We start from the raw sequence: 19,595 nt of genomic DNA, 5'->3' as shown, positions 1-19,595 counted from the left end.
TTATGAATCAACCATTAGCTTACGTACATCCAGGGGCCAAGATTGCCAAAAATGTAGTGATTGAACCTTTTACAACCATCCATAACAATGTAGTTATTGGCGACGGAACATGGATTGGCTCCAATGTAACCATTATGGAAGGGGCTCGAATTGGCAAAAATTGTAATATTTTTCCAGGAGCTGTTATTTCGGCAATTCCTCAAGATTTGAAATTTGGTGGAGAAGAATCTCTTGCCATTATTGGCGATAATACAACAATTAGAGAATGTGTAACCATCAATAGAGGGACTATTGCATCTGGTCAAACCGTAATTGGCAACAACTGTTTGATTATGGCCACGGCACATATTGCCCATGACTGTCATATTGGCGACAATGCGATTGTTGTAAATGGGGTAGCGCTTGCGGGTCATGTTATTGTTGGCAAGTATGCTATTATTGGTGGTTTGGCTGCTGTGCATCAGTTTATTCATATTGGCGATCATGCCATGATTTCGGGTGGGTCGTTAGTTAGAAAAGATGTGCCTCCGTTTACAAAAGCCGCCAAAGAACCTTTGTCCTACGTAGGGATTAATTCAGTTGGTTTGAGAAGACGTGGTTTTACTACGGAAAAAATCAGAGAAATTCAGGAAATTTATAGAATTTTATACCAAAAAAATTACAATACCACACAAGCTCTAGGCATTATTGAAGCCGAAATGGAAGCCACTCCAGAAAGAGACGAAATTATTGACTTTATTAGAAATTCGTCCAGAGGTGTGATGAAAGGATATACGGGTGTATAATTTGATACAATAAAACTTTGCTTCTGAATTTGTAATCAAATAAAGTTTGGTTCGTTTTTTCATACAGCTGTTGTTATTGATATCCAATACACCTTAATTGCAGTTTGTTGCGTTTGGGATAGCAGTGGAAATCCTTTTTTGAGGCCCCCAGCCCCCAAAAAAAAGGGGGGGGTATTGCACGAATATCGTTTCTGAATGCGGTAATCAAAAAAGATTATTTTGCAATATTATATTTCTTTTGTAGTTCAATGAAAGTTGTTTGAAACGGTTAGCCCGACCCTTGGGGAACGCCCAAAAAATGTTGCTATTGATGGGTTGATTTTATATTGAATTTGGCCCATACTACCTAAAATAAGTTAATGAGATTTGAAAAATGAATTGGAAAACGGCAATAAAAGATTTTCAATCTTATTTGAAAATAGAAAGGGCTTTGTCTGTTAATACAGTCGAAAATTATACTTTTGATATCGCAAAATTAGTTGCTTATTTGGAACAAAATCAAATCAAAGAAAACCCAATAAATATATCAAAAGAGACACTTCAGGGTTTTATTTACACCATTTCTAGCACCATAATGCCTCGATCACAAGCCAGAATTATATCTGGATTGAAGCATTTTTTTTTGTATTTAATTTTTGAAGATTATCGAAAAGACAACCCTATCGAGTTGATAGAAACCCCCAAAACAGGCCGAAAATTACCAGACACCCTTAGTGTAACAGAAATAGACCTTTTGATACATGCTATCGATTTGAGTATGCCCGAGGGCGAAAGGAACAGGGCCATGCTCGAAACACTTTATGCTTGTGGTTTGCGGGTTTCGGAATTGGTTACTCTAAAATTGTCTGATTTGTATTTTGAAGAAGATTTTATACAAGTGTTGGGCAAAGGCAACAAGCACCGTTTTGTTCCTATTAGCGAGCAAACCAAAAATTATCTTAGCCTTTATATTAGCCAAATCAGAAACAAAATTCACATTCAAAAAGGTTTTGAAGATATTTTATTTTTAAATCGGCGGGGCAAACAGCTCACACGTGCAATGGTATTTACGATTATCAAACAATTAGCTGTGTCTATAAATCTACAAAAAAACATCAGTCCCCACACGTTTCGACATTCGTTTGCTACCCATTTATTAGAAAACGGAGCCGATTTAAGGTCTATTCAACTCATGCTCGGACACGAATCTATTACTACAACCGAAATTTATGTACATTTAGACCGATCGCATCTTGCCAAAACGTTACTTGAATTTCATCCCAGAAAACAGACACTTTAAAGATTATTTTGTATATTTACTCTTTTTTTAAAATAACCTTTTTTAAACTAGGTTTTGAGGTTTTCAAAACACAATAAAAAATGAATTATTTTACAAAACCCTAAATTTATACTTATATACCTAATTATTTTTTTTGAATCATGAAATTGCAAAATTACAACATTTTAGTTACTGGAGGTGCTGGATTTATTGGCTCAAATTTAGTAGCAGATTTTTTAAATCACCAGAACAAGGTTTGGTGTTTGGACAATTTATCTACGGGCAAATTTCAAAACATAGAACCTTATTTAAACCATCCCAACTTTACATTTATCGAAGGCGATATTCGATCGTTTGAAACTTGTCAGGAGGCTGTACAAAACATCGATTATGTTTTTCATCAAGCAGCGCTTGGGTCTATTCCCCGTTCATTGGACAATCCTCGGCTAACCAATGAAGTCAATGTGAGTGGCTTTTTGAACATGATTTTAGCTGCAAAAGATGCCCAAGTCAAAAGATTTATTTATGCAGCAAGCTCTTCGACCTATGGCGATTCTGAACATTTGCCAAAAACAGAAGCCATCATTGGCAATCCGCTTTCGCCTTATGCTGTAAGTAAATATGTTAATGAATTGTATGCCCATGTGTTTGGACTTAATTATGGATTAGAAACAATTGGTTTGCGTTACTTTAACGTATTTGGTCCCAAGCAATCGCCAGATGGGGTGTATGCTGCTGTAATACCCACTTTTACGAAGTTATTAATGGACCATCAATCGCCAAAAATCAATGGCGACGGATTAAACTCCCGTGATTTTACTTATATTGCAAACGTTATACAAATGAACCATTTAGCAGCTTTAACCCAAAACCCTAACGCTATTGGTCAGGTTTTTAATACCGCAGTGGGCGAACGATCTAATTTATTAGAATTAATTGCTCATTTAAAAATATGTTTATCAAAATATGACCCTGAAATTAATCAAATTCCCATAATTCACGGGCCAAACAGGCAAGGCGACATTCCACATTCATTAGCCTCTATCGACAAAGCCAAAACCCTTTTAGGATATGAGCCAACGCATAACCTCGAAAAAGGACTAACAGAAGCCGTCGATTGGTATTGGCAACATTTAAAATAACCCTTTATTATATTGATTTTTTATCATGAGAAACCAATTTTTTGCTTACGGAACATTACTTTTTTTGGTAGTTTTAATTGTAAATTACTATTTTGAAACTGCTTATGGAATATCCATTTTCATAGGATTATTATTGATAATAGGACTCTATAATGCCATACAAACCAAGCATGCCATTTTAAGAAATTTTCCTGTATTGGGTTATTTCAGGTATTTATTTGAAATGATAGCGCCCGAAATTCAGCAATATTTTATAGAAAGAACTACCGATGGCAAACCATTTTCTAGAAACCAACGGTCTTTAGTATATCAGCGTGCCAAAAACATAGATGCTACAACGCCTTTTGGAACACAATTAGAACTAAACAATGCCGATTATGAAGGCATCAAACATTCGATGTTTCCAAAAACGGTGCAAGAAGACTTGCCTCGAACATGGGTAGGGGGCAAAGATTGTAAACAAAAATACCATGCCTCTTTGCTCAATATTTCGGCCATGAGTTTTGGGTCGTTGAGCGAAAATGCTATAAAATCATTAAACATTGGTGCCCAAAAAGGCGGCTTTTACCACAATACTGGCGAAGGAGGCCTTACCGAATTTCACCTTCAAGGGGGCGATATTACATGGCAAATTGGAACTGGATATTTTGGATGTAGAACCGAAGACGGACAATTTGATGGCAACAAATTTAAAGAAAAAGCCCTGTTGCCCAACGTAAAAATGATAGAAATCAAACTATCGCAAGGAGCCAAACCAGGACATGGCGGGGTATTGCCAGCATCTAAAAACACCGAACAAATTGCCAAAATTAGAGGTGTAAAACCCCACACAACCATACTATCGCCACCAAGCCACACTGCATTTACCGATGCTCGAGGACTGGTTTTATTTATTGCACAATTAAGACAACTATCCGAAGGTAAACCCATTGGTTTTAAGTTATGTATAGGCGACACTGCCGAGTTTGAAAAACTGTGCCAAGAAATGACAGCCTTAGACTGTTACCCTGATTTTATCACCATCGACGGTGCCGAAGGAGGCACAGGAGCAGCACCCCTCGAATTTGCAGACGGTGTAGGAATGCCACTAGAACCCGCATTGATATTTGTAAACAAAACCCTGCTAAAATATAATATCAGACAACACATCAAAATGATATGCAGTGGCAAAATCATATCAGGATATGCCTTGTTGCGGGCCATTGCCCTTGGTGCCGACATGTGCAATAGTGCAAGAGGATTCATGTTTTCGCTAGGTTGTATTCAAGCCCTTCGGTGCAACAATAACGAGTGCCCTACGGGCGTTGCCACACAAAACAAGATGCTTATGAAAGGCTTAGTAGTGGCAGACAAATCCGAAAGAGTTTACCATTTTCATAAAAACACCTTACATGCCGCAAACGAACTATTGGCAGCGGCCGGCAAAACCAATTATACAGAAGTAGATAGCAGTATTTTTATGAAAGGCGATGAATTTTTAACCTTGTCTAACCAATATTTTCCAGACAATCTAAAAAACGTAGTGCTTTAGTTTTTTAGCTTCAAAAAAAATTAAAGTTTTTTCTGTCAGAATAAATTATTTTTTCAGTAAATAAAACATCAGAATTGATTAATAAAAATAATATTTGTGGTTAAAAAAAAGCCTCGCTGTTTTTTGTAATGATTACATAAAATGAAGCGATGATCATGTGGGAATATTTTATTTAACATTCAATAAAAAATTTTGTAGCTATAATCGTATTATCATGTATAGGAAAGATTTCAAAAATAATACAGCCGCTATCTATAAATCGAAATGAAGGAAATAGTCAAAATAAAAACAGAAACACCAAAACTTCAAACATTATTTATAAATTTGTAGCATATAAACTCAAAAAGCATATTGTAATGAATGAAGACGTTAGAAACCTCGAACCGAAGGTTTTGTGGAACAAATTTGCCGATTTGAATGCGGTACCACGCCCATCCAAACGAGAAGAAAAGGTGATTGCCTTTATGAAAAATTTTGGTTTGCAACTAGGACTAGAAACTTTTGAAGACGATATTAGAAACGTTATCATCAGAAAACCTGCCACAAAAGGCATGGAAAACCGAAAACCGATTGTGCTTCAAGGACATTTGGACATGGTACATCAAAAAAATAACGACACCTTATTTGATTTTGACACTCAAGGCATTGAAATGTTTGTAGCCGACGACTGGGTTCGAGCAAAAGGAACAACACTTGGTGCCGATAATGGGCTAGGAGTGGCTGCAATTATGGCCGTTTTAGAAAGTACTACACTGGCACATCCTGCCATTGAAGCCTTGTTTACCATTGATGAAGAAACAGGTATGACGGGGGCTTTGAACCTTAAAGGAGGTGTTTTGCAAGGGGAAATCTTGTTGAACTTGGACACGGAAGAGGATGATGAATTAGACATTGGTTGTGCTGGTGGCATAGATGTTACGGCAACAAGAACCTATGTTGAAGAAACGGTAGATCAAGCAACTTCAAAAGGCTATACCCTAATTGTAAAAGGACTAAAAGGAGGTCATTCTGGAATGGATATAGATAAAGGATTGGGCAATGCCAATAAAATAATGAACCGACTTTTACATCATGGATTTGAATCATTTGGATTACAAATTGCCTCTATTAATGGCGGTAGTCTTCGGAATGCCATTCCAAGAGAAAGTGTGGCACATTTGATTATAGCATCAATGTTTGAAGACACTTTTGTATTTGATATGCAAAGTAAAATTAATGCTATTAAAAAAGAGTTTCAAACCACCGAACCATTTTTGGATATTGCAATAACCCCCTCTGCACTTCCTGAAAAAGTTATGGATTTGAGTGTACAAGAGGGCTTGCTTCGAGCTATTTATGCGGCTCACAATGGTGTTTATCGCATGAGTGCCGATATGGAAAACTTGGTAGAAACGTCCAATAATATTGCTCGGGTATCTGTTGAAAATGGCCATATTTCGATTCAAAATTTATGTCGATCTTCTGTCGAAAGCTCCAAAATGGATTTGGCTTATGCCTTGCAATCGGCATTTGAATTGATAGGATGCGAAGTAACCTTAACTGGCAGTTATCCTGGTTGGACACCCAACGTGAACTCGCCTATATTAGATTTGTTAGTGCAGCTTTATGAGCAACAAAACCAGCAAAAGCCCAAAGTTGTTGCTTGTCATGCAGGATTGGAGTGTGGGATTTTAGGTACACATTATCCTACTATGGACATGATTTCGTTTGGCCCAACAATACACGGAGCACATAGTCCAGATGAAAGAGCCTCAATAAGTTCGGCACAAAAATTTTGGACCTTTTTAGTAGCAATATTAGCAAACATCCCTCTTAAAAATGAATAATGATAAAAACGCTTTATAAACACCTTTTTTAATTGAACTTTTTAAAAATTATAGTATATTCGCAAACGATTTAGTGTTATTTTAACAATATGACATGTTGTGTTATATTGTAAGGCCAAATTCTAAATAAAAAGCAAATTAACATTAGCGTTTTTTGGGCGTTCCCCAAGGGTCGGGCTATCCGTTGCAATCTTTTTTGAGGCAGAAAAAGCCTCAAAAAAGGATTTCCACTACTATCCCTAACGCAAAATGCTACAATCAACTAGAATTAACCTATTAAAAACAATAATACTAGTCAAATTAATATTTTGAACTTAAATTTATAACACATGAGAAAAATTATTTTTCCACTACTTGGACTACTAATGTTAGTACCAACAAGTATGAAAGCCGACGAAGGCATGTGGTTTTTGATGTTTATCGAACGTCTGAATCATAGAGACATGCAAAAAATGGGTTTACAATTGACAGCCGAAGAAATTTATAGCATCAACCATCATAGTTTGAAAGATGCTATTGTTCAATTTAATGGCGGTTGTACTGCCGAAATGATTTCAAAAGATGGTTTGGTACTTACCAATCATCATTGTGGTTATGATGCAGTGGCCGAGTTATCTACGGCCGATAAGAATTATTTGAAAGACGGCTATTGGGCGCCAAACAAGAAAGCGGAGATGAAACCTTCGAGTTTGTATGTTCGATTTTTTGTACGAATGGACGATGTTTCAAAAAGAATTTTGTCGAAAGTAAATGATAAAATGACCGAATTGGAACGAGAAGCAGCCGTAAATAAAGAAATTGCAATGATAGAAAAAGAAAATAACGAGGGCGGCAAATATACCGTTTCGGTACGATCATTTTTTCAAGGCAATGAATATTATTATTTTGTTTATCAAGATTACAAAGACGTTCGTCTAGTGGGAGTACCGCCAGAAAGTTTAGGAAAATTTGGAGGAGATACCGACAATTGGGAGTGGCCACGCCATACGGCAGATTTTTCAATGTTTAGAGTATATGCAGATCAAAATGGAAATCCTGCTGAATACTCTGAAAACAACGTACCATTGCAACCCAAACATTATTTACCTATCAACTTGAAAGGTGTAAAGGAAGGAGATTTTGCTATGATTTTGGGTTATCCTGGTCGTACCAACAGATGGATGCCAGCGGGAGGAATAGAACAAAATGTCAAATTTGCATATCCAGCATGGGTTGAAGGTGCTAAAACAGGCATGGACAACATGAAAAAATTTATGGATCAAAGTGATGCCCTTCGATTGTTATACGCATCAAAATATGCTTCTACGGCCAATTATTGGAAAAATAGACAAGGAATGATTGATGCTTTGACAAAATTTGAAACGGCAAAATCTAAAGCAGAGCAAGAAAGAAAGTTTGATGAATGGGCCAATAAACCTGAAAACAAGGCGAAATATGGCAATGTTGTAAGCAATATTAATAAATTTTACGCATTGACAAACGAAAAATCCAGACATGATAATTATTTGCAACAATTATTTAGAACGTCTGCCTTTGGAGCAATTGGACGAACTATGGGCAAACAATTAGAACAATATGTAAAAGCAGATGCAAGTAAAAGAAGCAGCATGGCGCCAGAAATTGTTGAAACAGTTTCAGGTTTTTTAAAAGACATACACCTTCCTGCAGAAAAAGCTATTTTGGCAGCACAATTAAACTTATATAATTCTAAATCAACGGGTTATAAAGTAGCTCCTATGGTTGCCAAATGGAGTTTAGAAAATCAAAACGATTTTACGGATTTTGCAAATAAAGCCATCGATGAAACCGTATTTTCTTCGTTAGACAAAATCAAAAGTTTTTTAGAAAATCCGTCTATGGAACAATTGACAAACGACCCAATTTATACACTATCAAACGATTTACTTACCCATTTTATGTCAAAATCAGACGAAATAGCTCGAGCTCAAAATGATTTTGGAGCTTCATACCGATTGTTGGTTGAAGGTTTGAGGGTTTCAAAAATGGGAAATATCAAATATCCTGATGCCAATTCAACCTTGCGATTGACTTACGGAAAAGTACGTGCGTTGCCAAAGGATGCACGCAATGATGCCAAAGTAAATAACTATACTACTTTTGATGGTATGGTGAAGAAATACAAAAAAGGCGATGAGGAATTTGATTTACCAGAAAAATTATTGCAAATGAATCAAACCAAATCATTTGGACGCTATGTGGACAAAGATGGTACGATGCACGTTAATTTCTTGACAGACAATGATATAACAGGAGGAAATTCAGGTTCGCCAGTATTAAATGGCAAAGGTGAATTGATAGGACTTGCTTTTGATGGCAACATTGAAGCCATGGCTGGCGACGTAATTTTTGATAAAAAATTACAACGAACAATTAATGTTGATATTAGATATGTGTTGTGGGTTATCGAAAATTTTTCAAATGCCAAACACATTGTTGATGAAATGACTTTAGTAAAATAATTTTTTAAAGTATAATAAAAAAGCTACATTTTGATAAAAGTGTAGCTTTTTTTTATTTCAAAAAAATAATACCAAATATATTTATAAAATAGTCCAAAGATGCGTAGTTATTTTTTAGAAAAAATTTTCAAAAAAAATCGTTGCATAGCTGGGCTACGGAACTATTTTTTTTGAATAATTTTAGCAAAAAAGAACCAATAGATTGGACTATTTTATATGTATATTTGGTATTACTATGTTAGTCTTTATTTTTTTGGAAGTCTAGGAAGGATTAACTACTTGTTATGATATAATTCTAATAGTTTTGATACTGTATTCCAATTGCGGATGGTTGCCGTTACATTCAATTTTTTTTCAATATATTTTTGGTCCAATTTGGTTTTTCCAGCCCCAATATGGTATTTGATATAAATCATATTGTCATGTACAATTGCTTCGTCTGGCTTGAACTGACTGATTTTTAAATCATTAATAGCATTTACTCCTAAATTTTTAGATAAAAAAGCCACATAGCATTTTTTAGTATCTACTTGTGGGTCTTTTAAAAAAGGATTTTGAGAAATGGCTTTTTCCAAATCGGTTTTAGACAGCATAACAACAGGCACATCTAGCCCTAATTGTTTGAAAATTAGTTGATTAATAGCAAAACCAATACCCGGCAAATGGGTTTCTGGACTACTCAAAAACACATTGCCCGACTGAATATATGTTTCAACATTTTGAAAACCAGCCGTTTCTAAAATGTTTTTGAGTTGCTCCATTTTTATAAGGTTGTGTCCAGACACATTGATGCCTCTAAGTAATGCTAAATGTCTCATATTTAATATCTTCGTATAAAAAAAACGCAGCACATCATGTGAGTACTGCGTTGATATAATGTTTGTTTCTTATTTTATTTAGCAATATTTACAGCACGAGTTTCTCTAATTACTGTAACTTTTACTTGTCCTGGATAAGTCATTTCTGTTTGAATTTTTTGCGAAATATCAAATGACAACGAGGCTGCATTTTCGTCTGAAACTTTTTCGCTTTCAACAATAACCCGCAACTCTCTACCTGCTTGAATGGCATAAGCATTTTTGACACCGCCAAAACCATAAGCCACTTCTTCTAAATCTTTCAAACGTTGGATATAGGAATCCAATACTTGTCTTCTGGCACCTGGTCTAGCTCCAGAAATAGCATCGCAAACTTGTACAATTGGCGACAGCAAAGATTTCATTTCAATTTCATCATGATGAGCCCCAATAGCATTGCAAACTTCTTCTTTTTCGCCATATTTTTCGGCCCATTGCATACCTAATAGTGCATGTGGTAAATCGCTTTCTGTTTCAGGTACTTTACCAATATCGTGCAGCAAACCAGCACGTTTTGCCAATTTGACATTCAGCCCCAATTCTGCTGCCATGATACCACACAATTTGGACACTTCTCGAGAGTGTTGCAATAAATTTTGACCATAAGACGAACGGTATTTCATTCTACCTATTACTTTGATCAATTCAGGGTGTAAACCGTGTATGCCCAGTTCTACCACGGTGCGTTTACCGGTTTCAATAATTTCGTCGTCTATTTGTTTGGTAGTTTTGGCTACAACCTCTTCAATTCTGGCTGGGTGAATACGACCATCTGTTACCAATTTGTGCAATGCCAAGCGGGCAATTTCTCTACGGACAGGATCAAAACAAGACAAAATGATAGCCTCTGGAGTATCATCAACAATGATTTCGACACCTGTTGCGGCTTCAATAGCTCTAATATTTCTACCTTCTCTACCAATAATGCGGCCTTTTACATCGTCTGACTCAATATTGAAAACAGAGACACAATTTTCTACAGCCTCTTCAGTTCCTACTCGTTGTATGGTGTTGATAATGATTTTTTTAGCTTCTTGTTGGGCGGTCAATTTTGCCTCCTCAATAGTATCTTGAATAAACGACATGGCTTGTGCCTTGGCATCGTTTTTCAAGCTATCCACCAATTGTTTTTTTGCCTCATCTGCCGAAAGTCCCGATATGACTTCCAATTGTGTAACTTGGCTTTTGTGCATTTTGTCTATTTCGGTTTGCTTTTTTTCCAAAGCATCAATTTTGGCTTGGTATTCTTTGGTTTTATTTTCAAACTCGTCATTGACTTTTTTGGCTTTAGAAAGTTCGCTCGACACTTGCGATTCTTTGTCTCTGACTCTTTTTTCAACCTCGGCTACTTTTTTATCACGAGCCAATATGACTTGCTCGTGCTCTGCTTTTAGTTCAATAAATTTCTCTTTGGCTTGAAGAATTTTATCTTTTTTAATGTTTTCGGCCTCTAGGGTAGCATCTTTTAGGATTGAACTTGCCTCTTTTCGAGCATTTTTAATTAAGGTCGAAATATTGTTTTTTTCCATATACTTCGCTATCCCAAAACCTATCGCTATTCCTACGATTCCTGCAATTATAATTATTAATGATTCCATATTTGTATTTAAAATTTATATATAAAAAAGCCTACATTAGCGGTATTGTATAAACTCGTAAAGACAAGTTTTGAGCTAACTCGTTGTTCAAGTTTCCCATTCCAGACGGGCATACTATAGTAACGATGATTTGCTCATTCTAATTTGTTAGTGTTGAGTTTATCAAATAAAAACTTATGTAGGCAGTGTTTTTAATCTGTGTTAAAGAACGTTATTTTGAAGACATTTGCTTAATAATTCATCTATTTTTGTTAATCTTTCAAGAGTTTCGGTTTTTTCTTCAGAATTATCTATTTGCTTTTGTTCTAATACCGAAGCAAATTGTAAGGCACACATGGCCAAAACATCTTGCTTGTCTCGAACGGCATAATTCTCTTCAAATTGCTTAATCATGCTATCAATTTTTTTGCTGGCATTTCGCATACCTTCCTCTTGTGATTCCTCTACAGTTAGCGGATACACCCTATCGGCAATTGATAACTTTATTTTAAGCCCTTTACTCATTGTTTTTTTAATCTGATAATTGAGCTATACAATAGTCAATGTCTCGTATTAATGAATTTATTTTTAGCTTCGTATCTTTTTTATTTTCGTTACTGCCAAGTAAAGAATTTGCCATCCGAAGCGTATCATTTTTAGCTCTTAAGGTGGTTATTTCTTGTTCCTTTTGATTCAAGCTTAGCTTGTAAACGTTTAATTGTTGTTGTAAATCCATGTTTGATTGCTCTAAATCGTGCAACTTAGACATCAGCATATTCAGCTTTAATTCAATAGATTCAACTACATTTAATATGTTACTCATTCAGAATAGAATTCTTTACTATCGTTAGCAAAGTTAATATTCCTATTCAAATTATAACACTTTTTTTTAAAAAAAATAAAAAAATATTTTTTTCATTTTCTAATAAATTGAAAAATAGTGTGTTATAAACATCATTTTTTTAGTTTTTTATTGGATTATTATTTACTTTAGCACCAAAAATATTCAAAAATTAATTTATTTTTTATTTTATAAAATTCAAAACTTTTGGGGCTTTTTTATTGTTTATTCACAATAATACTGCTGTTTGAATTCATTCCATAAAGAAATTATAAATTGATTGTATCATAATTCGAAATTAAATAATGAAGTACTTGATCCCTTTTTGCCTTATGGCTGTAACTAGTTTTGCCCAAATTCAGTATCCTAAAGATTATTTTAGATTACCATTAAATATTCCTTTAGAATTATCGGGTTGTTTTGGCGAATTGAGAAACAATCATTTCCATTCTGGTTTTGATATAAAAACCCAACAAAGAGAAGGATTACCCGTATTTGCAGTAGCCGAAGGGTATGTATCTCGTATCAAAATCGCTACTTTTGGCTATGGAAAAGCCATTTATGTAACCCATCCCAACGGGTTTACAACGGTATATGGCCATTTGAGTAAAGGCTATGGTAAAATTGAAAAAAAAATTAAAAAAATGCAATACAAGCAAGAATTGTATGAAGTTGATTTTTTTTTAAAACCAGACGAACTTCCTATTCAAAAAAATGATACTATTGCTTTTTCTGGCAATACTGGAGGTTCTGGTGGCCCTCATTTGCATTTTGAATTTAGAGAAACCGCTACCGAAAAAATTCTAAATCCCATGCTATTTGGTTTTGATCAATACATTAAAGACCACAAAAAACCTATTTTAAATAACGTACTGATTTACCCTATCGACGAAAAATCGGTTGTTAATCAATCTAATATGCCCATAATTGCCAATTTAACCCTTCAAAAAGACGGTTCCTATTGGTCTGACAAGGTGTTGGCTTCTGGCAAATTAGGTTTTGCTATTAATGCTTATGACATGTTTAGCACGGGTTATAACAAATATGGTGTGTATAAAGTAGTGCTAAAAAATAACGAGAAACCCCTTTTTAGCTATCAATTTGACGGTTTTACGTTTGATCAATTTAGATACATTAACGCCTTTTTGGATTACAACAAGCTTCAAAAAAGCAATCAAAGGTATCAAAAATTATTTATGAAAACACCTTTTGACTTAAAACTTATTGAAACTGACAGCGATCACGGGATGATTACGACAAACGATGCCGAACAAAACACGACTTACACCATTGAAATATCTGATATTCATCAAAATACAACAAGGGTAAAAATCCCGGTAATGTTTGACGTTTTGCCCGTAAAAAACAATCAAATGCCAGACCCATCGCCCTATTTTATCAACCAAAAAAGAGAACAAATTTTTGAGAAAGATCAGGTAGAAGTTACTTTTCCAAAAGGCGTTTTTTATGACAATTTCAATATGAATTTTCAAGTATCTAAGGATACTCTAACGCTTCATAATAAATACACACCTGTGCACCAATATTTTTCTATCAAATGGAAGTTGGAAAATCCAGCATTTAAAGACCTTAGCAAAGTTTTTATTGCACAAGTAGAAGGTCGAAAATTAGACTACTTAGAAACAACACTGAAAAACAATGTTTTATATGCAAAGTCACGAGAATTAGGCACTTATGTTTTGGCTCAAGATACCATTGCTCCTAAAATTGGCATTGCCAAAAGTATAGAAGGAAAAAATATTGCTCGCCAAAAAAATATCACTTTGACCATTTCAGACAATCTTTCGGGTATAAAAACGTTTCATGGGTATTTGAATAATCAATGGATTTTATTTGAATATGAATATAAAAATAAATCTATTGTGTATCAATTTGACGATCGATTGCAGGAGGGCGAAAACAAATTAAAAGTAATTGTTACAGATTATGTTGGAAATTCTACTACCTTTGAAACGTCGTTCCAATATCAGGTTAGGCCCGAATAAATAAAATAAATAGCCATTTAATATGAGAAAAATATTTTTTTTAATCTTTTTTTTGATTTATAATCTTATTTCATTTGCTCAAAATGCCAGAATAAAAGGTGTAATTTTGGACGAAAACAACCGCCCTGTTGAAAGAGTAAGTGTGTCTGATGGAGTCCATAAAACGTTTACAAATGCAAATGGTTTTTACAGCTTGACCGTGGTTGCAAATCAAAATATAACTATAGTTTTTTCTCATGTTTCCTATAAAAATAAAAAAATTACTATTAATTTAAAAAACAACGAAGACTTTGAATGGCATCCTGTTATGACCCACAAATTTGAAGAGATGGTCGAAGTTGTAGTAGTGAATAATCGAAAAAGAATACAAGGCATTACTAATATTGCCCCCGAGGTTATCCGAAAAATACCTGGAGCCAATGCGGGTGTCGAAAATATTTTGAAAACCCTACCTGGTGTATATTCCAACAACGATTTGAGTACACAATATGGAGTTAGAGGTGGCAATTTTGACGAAAACCTTGTGTATGTAAATGAAATAGAAGTATATAGACCGTTTTTAATTCGATCTGGTCAGCAAGAAGGATTGAGTTTTACTAACACCGATTTGGTTCAAAATGTAGATTTTTCGGCTGGAGGTTTTCAGGCCAAATATGGCGACAAACTTTCTTCTGTTTTAGATATTACTTATAGAAATCCTACCAAGTTTGGACTTTCGGCAGAGGCTCACTTACTTGGCGGAAGTATTGCAATGGACAATGTGTCCAAAAATCAAAAGTGGTCGGCAATAACAGGTTTGCGATACAGAGACAACACATTATTAGTCAATTCACAAGAAACCAAAACCAATTTTAAACCAACATTTGCCGATGTGCAAACCAATATCAATTACAACGCTTCGACTAAATGGAATTTTAGCTTTTTAGGCAATGTAGCTCAAAATCGTTACAACTACCAACCCCTAACAAGACAAACTAATTTTGGCACAATCAACCAACCTCGAGCCTTAATAGTTGTTTATCAAGGGCAAGAAAAAGATTTATATACTACTTATTTTGGAGCCTTTAAAACGACTTTTAAAGTAAACGATTTCAATTCTTATAAATTGATCACCTCTATTTACCACACACAAGAGCAAGAATATTATGACATCAAAGCAGATTATGCACTTGGCGATGTAGAGGCCAATTTTGGAAACGAAAATTTTGGAACAGTTACCAATATCAGTGGCATTGGAACACAATTAAACCATGCCCGAAACGATTTAGATGCTTTAATATTGAATGCCGAAATTAAGGCTTTTCATGAAATAAAGCGAAACCAAATAGAATGGGGAGTCAAATGGACCCGAGATGATATTAGAGACCGATTGAAAGAATGGGAGGTCATAGATTCGGCAGGATTTTCTATCAATCCGCCCATTTACCCTCAAAACAACCAACCCTACACCCCCTATATTGGCCCGTTAGTACCCTATAAAAACGTGCGAGCAACTAATAATGCCAAAATCAATAGGTTGTCTGGTTTTGTGCAATGGAGTAGAAAAGATACCCTTGGAGCGGCACAAATTTGGTACAATGCAGGAATTAGAGCACAAAATTGGCAAGTATCAACCACCGATAAAACTGCAACATCGCAAACTGTTTTTAGTCCAAGGTTTCAAATTGCATTAAAACCTAATTGGCAAAAAGACATGATTTTTAGGTTTTCTACAGGAGTATATCAACAACCGCCTTTTTATAGAGAAATCCGAGATGCCCATGGTGTGGTGCAACCCGATGTACAAGCACAAAAGGCCATCCATTTTGTATTAAGTCATGATTATAGCTTTAAAATGTGGAACAGACCATTCAAACTGGTTTCTGAAGCATATTACAAAACTTTGACAAACGTAAACACCTATACACTTGATAATGTGCGAATTAGATATGCTGCACAAAACAATGCTGTGGCTTATGCTCAAGGTTTGGATTTGCGATTGAATGGCGAATTTGTGCCAGGAACAGAATCGTGGTTTAGTTTGGGTTTTATGAAAACAGAAGAAAATATAGACAACAAAGGTTATATTGCACGACCAACAGATCAATTTCTGAAATTTGCTGTATTATTTCAGGATTATATGCCCAATATTCCTAGTGTCAAAATGTATTTGAATTTAGTATATAATACAGGACTACCGGGAGGGTCGCCTTCTTATGCCGATCCGTATGAATACCAATCCAGATTAAGAGATTATCGTCGTGCCGATGTAGGATTTTCGTATGTATTTACCGAAAAAAATAACTCAAGACCTGATACTCATTGGCTGAAAAAATTTAAAGATTTTTCGGCAGGTTTTGAAATTTTTAATTTATTCAATAATCAAAATGCCATTACCAATACTTGGGTTAGAGATGCTTATTCCAAAAATCAATACGGAATACCTAATTATATGACAAGCAGGGTGTTTAACATAAAAGTTGCCATTAAATTTTAATACCAAAAATAATGAAAAATAGTATCCTATTAATGCTAATAAGTATTTCTATATTAAGCAGTTGCAGAAAAGAAGCCAAACAACCAAAGGTAACTTATGAGCCAAAAAAAGAAGTGCAGCCACCCGCAAAAGCCACAATGAAAAGTATGGCCATTGCCGATTTGCCCATTCAATTTTATGGTACTAAAGTATTGATTTATCCCATTGGCGACATGAATTTTACCGATAGGGGAAACGCCGAAGACAATAGCTTTAGAATATCAAACAATATGGAAAACGAAATTACAGGTTTTATGCAAAATTTAATGTTTCAAAAATCAGAAAAGGATAGTTTAGTAGCTTTAACAAATAAAAATATTTTATTGCAATCTGTAACATTTTTGAAAAATATTTCAGACAAAACAAAAAAACAAATTTTAGTTTACACCCTTGCCGATGCCGATTCTAATAACGATAACCAACTAGATGCCAACGACATCAAGGCTTTATACATAAGCCAAATAGATGGGGCGGGGTTTGTAAAACTTTCTGCAGACAATCAAGAATTAATAGATTGGAATTTGATAGAAAGTCAAAACAGAATTTACTTTAGAACCATAGATGATACCAACAAAAACGGCAAGTTTGACGCCAATGATCAATTGCATTATCAATATGTAAATATATTGGATGTCAATTGGAAAGCAACAACTTATTCCGTTTTTTGAAATAGATAAAATTATTTTTGAAATAAAAACAGCAAGATAGATTAACCAATCTATCGTGTAAAAAGACGTTATGGAAGCACCTTTGGCAGAAAGAATTAGACCACAAAAACTAGAAGATTATATCAGCCAATTGCATTTGGTTGGTCCAAAAGGGGCATTAACCCAACAAATAGAAAGAGGTATTGTACCAAGTTTAATTTTTTGGGGACCACCAGGCACTGGCAAAACCACATTGGCACTTATCATTGCTCAAGAGTCCAAAAGGCCTTTTTATAGTTTGAGTGCTATCAATTCGGGGGTTAAAGACATTAGAGAGGTTATAGACAAAGCCAAACAGAGTGGTGGATTGTTTACCGCCAAAAACCCAATTTTGTTTATTGATGAAATCCATCGATTTAGCAAATCTCAGCAAGACTCGCTGTTGGCAGCAGTCGAAAAAGGTTGGGTTACTTTGATTGGGGCCACTACAGAAAACCCAAGCTTTGAGGTAATTCCGGCCTTGTTGTCCAGATGTCAGGTATATGTTTTAAATGCTTTTTCTAAAACCGATTTGGAAAATTTACTCTTTAGAGCTGTCAAATCCGACGCAATTTTAAAAGAAAAAGCTATAAATTTGCACGAAACAGAAGCACTTATCCAGCTTTCTGGAGGCGATGGTCGCAAACTTTTGAATATTTTTGAATTGGTTGTCAATGCCTCAATAGGGGATAAAATTGATATTTATAACGACAAAGTACTCGAAATAGTTCAACAAAACACTGTATTGTATGACAAAACTGGCGAACAACATTATGATATTGTGTCGGCCTTTATCAAGTCTATCAGAGGAAGCGACCCCAACGCAGCAGTATATTGGTTGGCAAGAATGATAGAAGGTGGCGAAGAGGTCAAATTTATTGCCCGACGAATGCTCATATTAGCTAGCGAAGACATAGGCAATGCCAACCCTACGGCTTTTATTATGGCCAACAATACCTTTCAGGCAGTGGCCACATTGGGCTATCCAGAAAGTCGCATCATATTAAGCCAATGTGCCATTTATTTGGCTACTTCGCCCAAAAGTAATGCAGCTTATTTGGCTATTGGAAAGGCTCAAGAATTGGTAAAACAAACGGGAAATTTGTCTGTACCGTTACATTTACGCAATGCCCCAACACCATTAATGAAAACATTAGGCTACGGAAAAGAATATCAATACAGCCATCAATTTGAACAAAATTTCACTATTCAAGAATATTTACCCACAGAGGTGAGCCAAACAGTATTGTATGAACCAGGAAATAATAGTCGTGAAAATGCAACCAGAGATTTTTTGAAAAACCGATGGAAAGACAAATATAATTATTGAAATTGTACTGACAAAACGATACTTTTTATTGCATTTTCTTCAAAATATTCTAATTTTAAAGTATTGTTTTTTATAAATACGACTCCTTTTATAGTATTGGAAACTGCCAAATAAACATCTGGTGTTGAGGTTTGATAAAGTTGCCATGTTATAGCCCCTGTTTTTGGATGGTGCAACAAATAGCCTTGGGCAGTTTTTGCTGCAAGAAAGGTATTTGTTGTATTCAAATCTTGAGCGGAATCGATAGGAGTTGTTGTTTGATTATGAAGTATTTCAGGTTCTTTTTTTTCGGTAGCTGTTGGTTTATATTGATGGTTTTTCAATGCCAAATAATTGTTAAAAGCCATACGAAGTGCCATGTTGTAGGCAACGGCATATTCTTTTTCTCGGCTAGTTGCTTCTTCGGATTTACTCAAAATGTTGCCCTTGCAATCTTTCAATACAATGGTAATTTTGGTTGCAAAAAGCGAGTTGTTTTCTATCAAATCCATAAATATTTTATTGCAATTGTTTTGAACAAAATCTTCAGGTTGGGTGTCGCTATCTAAATAGGTTTCAAATCCATATTTTTGTAAATATAATTTGGACAATGTATTCAAATGATAAGCATCCACTTCTTTCAAAAAACTAAATTTTGATGGTACTAGGGCATATTTATACTGATTTAATTCTTGTGCTTGTGCATAACCACAAAGCATAAAACCCATCAAAAACAGGACTTGTTGCAAAAAATTGTGTTGGTTTTTTTTCATTTTTTTAAT

General features: G+C 35.0%; 15 protein-coding genes. 10 read left to right on the top strand and 5 right to left on the bottom strand.

Going from position 1 to position 19,595, the window contains the following annotated elements:
• The first annotated feature begins 2 nt into the window (after positions 1–2).
• The 6 genes from lpxA to FBFL15_RS12550 all read left to right on the top strand — a co-directional run bounded on the left by lpxA (position 3) and on the right by FBFL15_RS12550 (position 9,022).
• Positions 3–785: an acyl-ACP--UDP-N-acetylglucosamine O-acyltransferase gene (lpxA, locus tag FBFL15_RS12575; RefSeq protein ID WP_014084950.1), complete on the top strand. Its 783-nt coding sequence runs from the start codon at positions 3–5 to the stop codon at positions 783–785.
• A 373-nt stretch (positions 786–1,158) separates the two neighbouring features.
• Positions 1,159–2,064: a site-specific tyrosine recombinase XerD gene (xerD, locus tag FBFL15_RS12570; protein ID WP_014084949.1), complete on the top strand. Its 906-nt coding sequence runs from the start codon at positions 1,159–1,161 to the stop codon at positions 2,062–2,064.
• Between the two features lie 140 nt (positions 2,065–2,204).
• A complete protein-coding gene (locus tag FBFL15_RS12565; protein WP_014084948.1) occupies positions 2,205–3,185 on the top strand; it encodes an SDR family oxidoreductase in 981 nt (326 codons plus the stop codon).
• A 25-nt stretch (positions 3,186–3,210) separates the two neighbouring features.
• A complete protein-coding gene (locus FBFL15_RS12560; RefSeq protein WP_014084947.1) occupies positions 3,211–4,716 on the top strand; it encodes an FMN-binding glutamate synthase family protein in 1,506 nt (501 codons plus the stop codon).
• Between the two features lie 356 nt (positions 4,717–5,072).
• A complete protein-coding gene (locus FBFL15_RS12555) occupies positions 5,073–6,542 on the top strand; it encodes an aminoacyl-histidine dipeptidase (RefSeq protein WP_014084946.1) in 1,470 nt (489 codons plus the stop codon).
• 329 nt (positions 6,543–6,871) lie between these two features.
• Entirely contained in the window at positions 6,872–9,022 is a 2,151-nt protein-coding gene (locus tag FBFL15_RS12550; protein WP_014084945.1) for a S46 family peptidase, read from the top strand.
• 275 nt (positions 9,023–9,297) lie between these two features.
• Here the strand turns inward: FBFL15_RS12550 and FBFL15_RS12545 are convergent, their stop codons facing one another.
• The 4 genes from FBFL15_RS12545 to FBFL15_RS12530 form a co-directional block, all read right to left on the bottom strand.
• Positions 9,298–9,840, bottom strand: a complete 543-nt coding sequence (locus tag FBFL15_RS12545; protein WP_014084944.1) for a DUF1697 domain-containing protein — start codon at positions 9,838–9,840, stop codon at positions 9,298–9,300.
• Between the two features lie 74 nt (positions 9,841–9,914).
• Positions 9,915–11,477, bottom strand: coding sequence for a ribonuclease Y (gene rny / locus FBFL15_RS12540; RefSeq protein ID WP_014084943.1), 1,563 nt, complete (start codon positions 11,475–11,477; stop codon positions 9,915–9,917).
• Positions 11,478–11,678: 201 nt separating this feature from the next.
• The gene (locus FBFL15_RS12535) at positions 11,679–11,981 is read right to left on the bottom strand and encodes a cell division protein ZapA (RefSeq protein WP_014084942.1); all 303 of its coding nucleotides are present in this window, start codon (positions 11,979–11,981) and stop codon (positions 11,679–11,681) included.
• A gap of 7 nt (positions 11,982–11,988) precedes the next feature.
• Positions 11,989–12,279 (bottom strand): hypothetical protein, encoded by a 291-nt coding sequence (locus FBFL15_RS12530; RefSeq protein ID WP_014084941.1) that lies wholly within the window; start codon positions 12,277–12,279, stop codon positions 11,989–11,991.
• 323 nt (positions 12,280–12,602) lie between these two features.
• Between FBFL15_RS12530 and FBFL15_RS12525 the strand changes: the two genes are divergently transcribed.
• The 4 genes from FBFL15_RS12525 to FBFL15_RS12510 all read left to right on the top strand — a co-directional run bounded on the left by FBFL15_RS12525 (position 12,603) and on the right by FBFL15_RS12510 (position 18,834).
• Positions 12,603–14,303: a M23 family metallopeptidase gene (locus tag FBFL15_RS12525; protein WP_014084940.1), complete on the top strand. Its 1,701-nt coding sequence runs from the start codon at positions 12,603–12,605 to the stop codon at positions 14,301–14,303.
• Between the two features lie 22 nt (positions 14,304–14,325).
• Entirely contained in the window at positions 14,326–16,779 is a 2,454-nt protein-coding gene (locus FBFL15_RS12520) for a TonB-dependent receptor (protein WP_014084939.1), read from the top strand.
• 11 nt (positions 16,780–16,790) lie between these two features.
• Positions 16,791–17,486: a hypothetical protein gene (locus FBFL15_RS12515; RefSeq protein WP_014084938.1), complete on the top strand. Its 696-nt coding sequence runs from the start codon at positions 16,791–16,793 to the stop codon at positions 17,484–17,486.
• A 70-nt stretch (positions 17,487–17,556) separates the two neighbouring features.
• The gene (locus FBFL15_RS12510; RefSeq protein ID WP_014084937.1) at positions 17,557–18,834 is read left to right on the top strand and encodes a replication-associated recombination protein A; all 1,278 of its coding nucleotides are present in this window, start codon (positions 17,557–17,559) and stop codon (positions 18,832–18,834) included.
• Here the strand turns inward: FBFL15_RS12510 and FBFL15_RS12505 are convergent.
• The gene (locus FBFL15_RS12505; RefSeq protein WP_014084936.1) at positions 18,828–19,586 is read right to left on the bottom strand and encodes a hypothetical protein; all 759 of its coding nucleotides are present in this window, start codon (positions 19,584–19,586) and stop codon (positions 18,828–18,830) included. The two genes, FBFL15_RS12510 and FBFL15_RS12505, sit on opposite strands and share 7 nt — an antisense overlap.
• Positions 19,587–19,595 lie beyond the last annotated feature (9 nt).

The organism is Flavobacterium branchiophilum FL-15 (assembly GCF_000253275.1).
In the GTDB taxonomy this organism is placed as follows: Bacteria; Bacteroidota; Bacteroidia; order Flavobacteriales; family Flavobacteriaceae; genus Flavobacterium; species Flavobacterium branchiophilum.
This window is presented reverse-complemented; position numbering and strand designations above follow the sequence as displayed.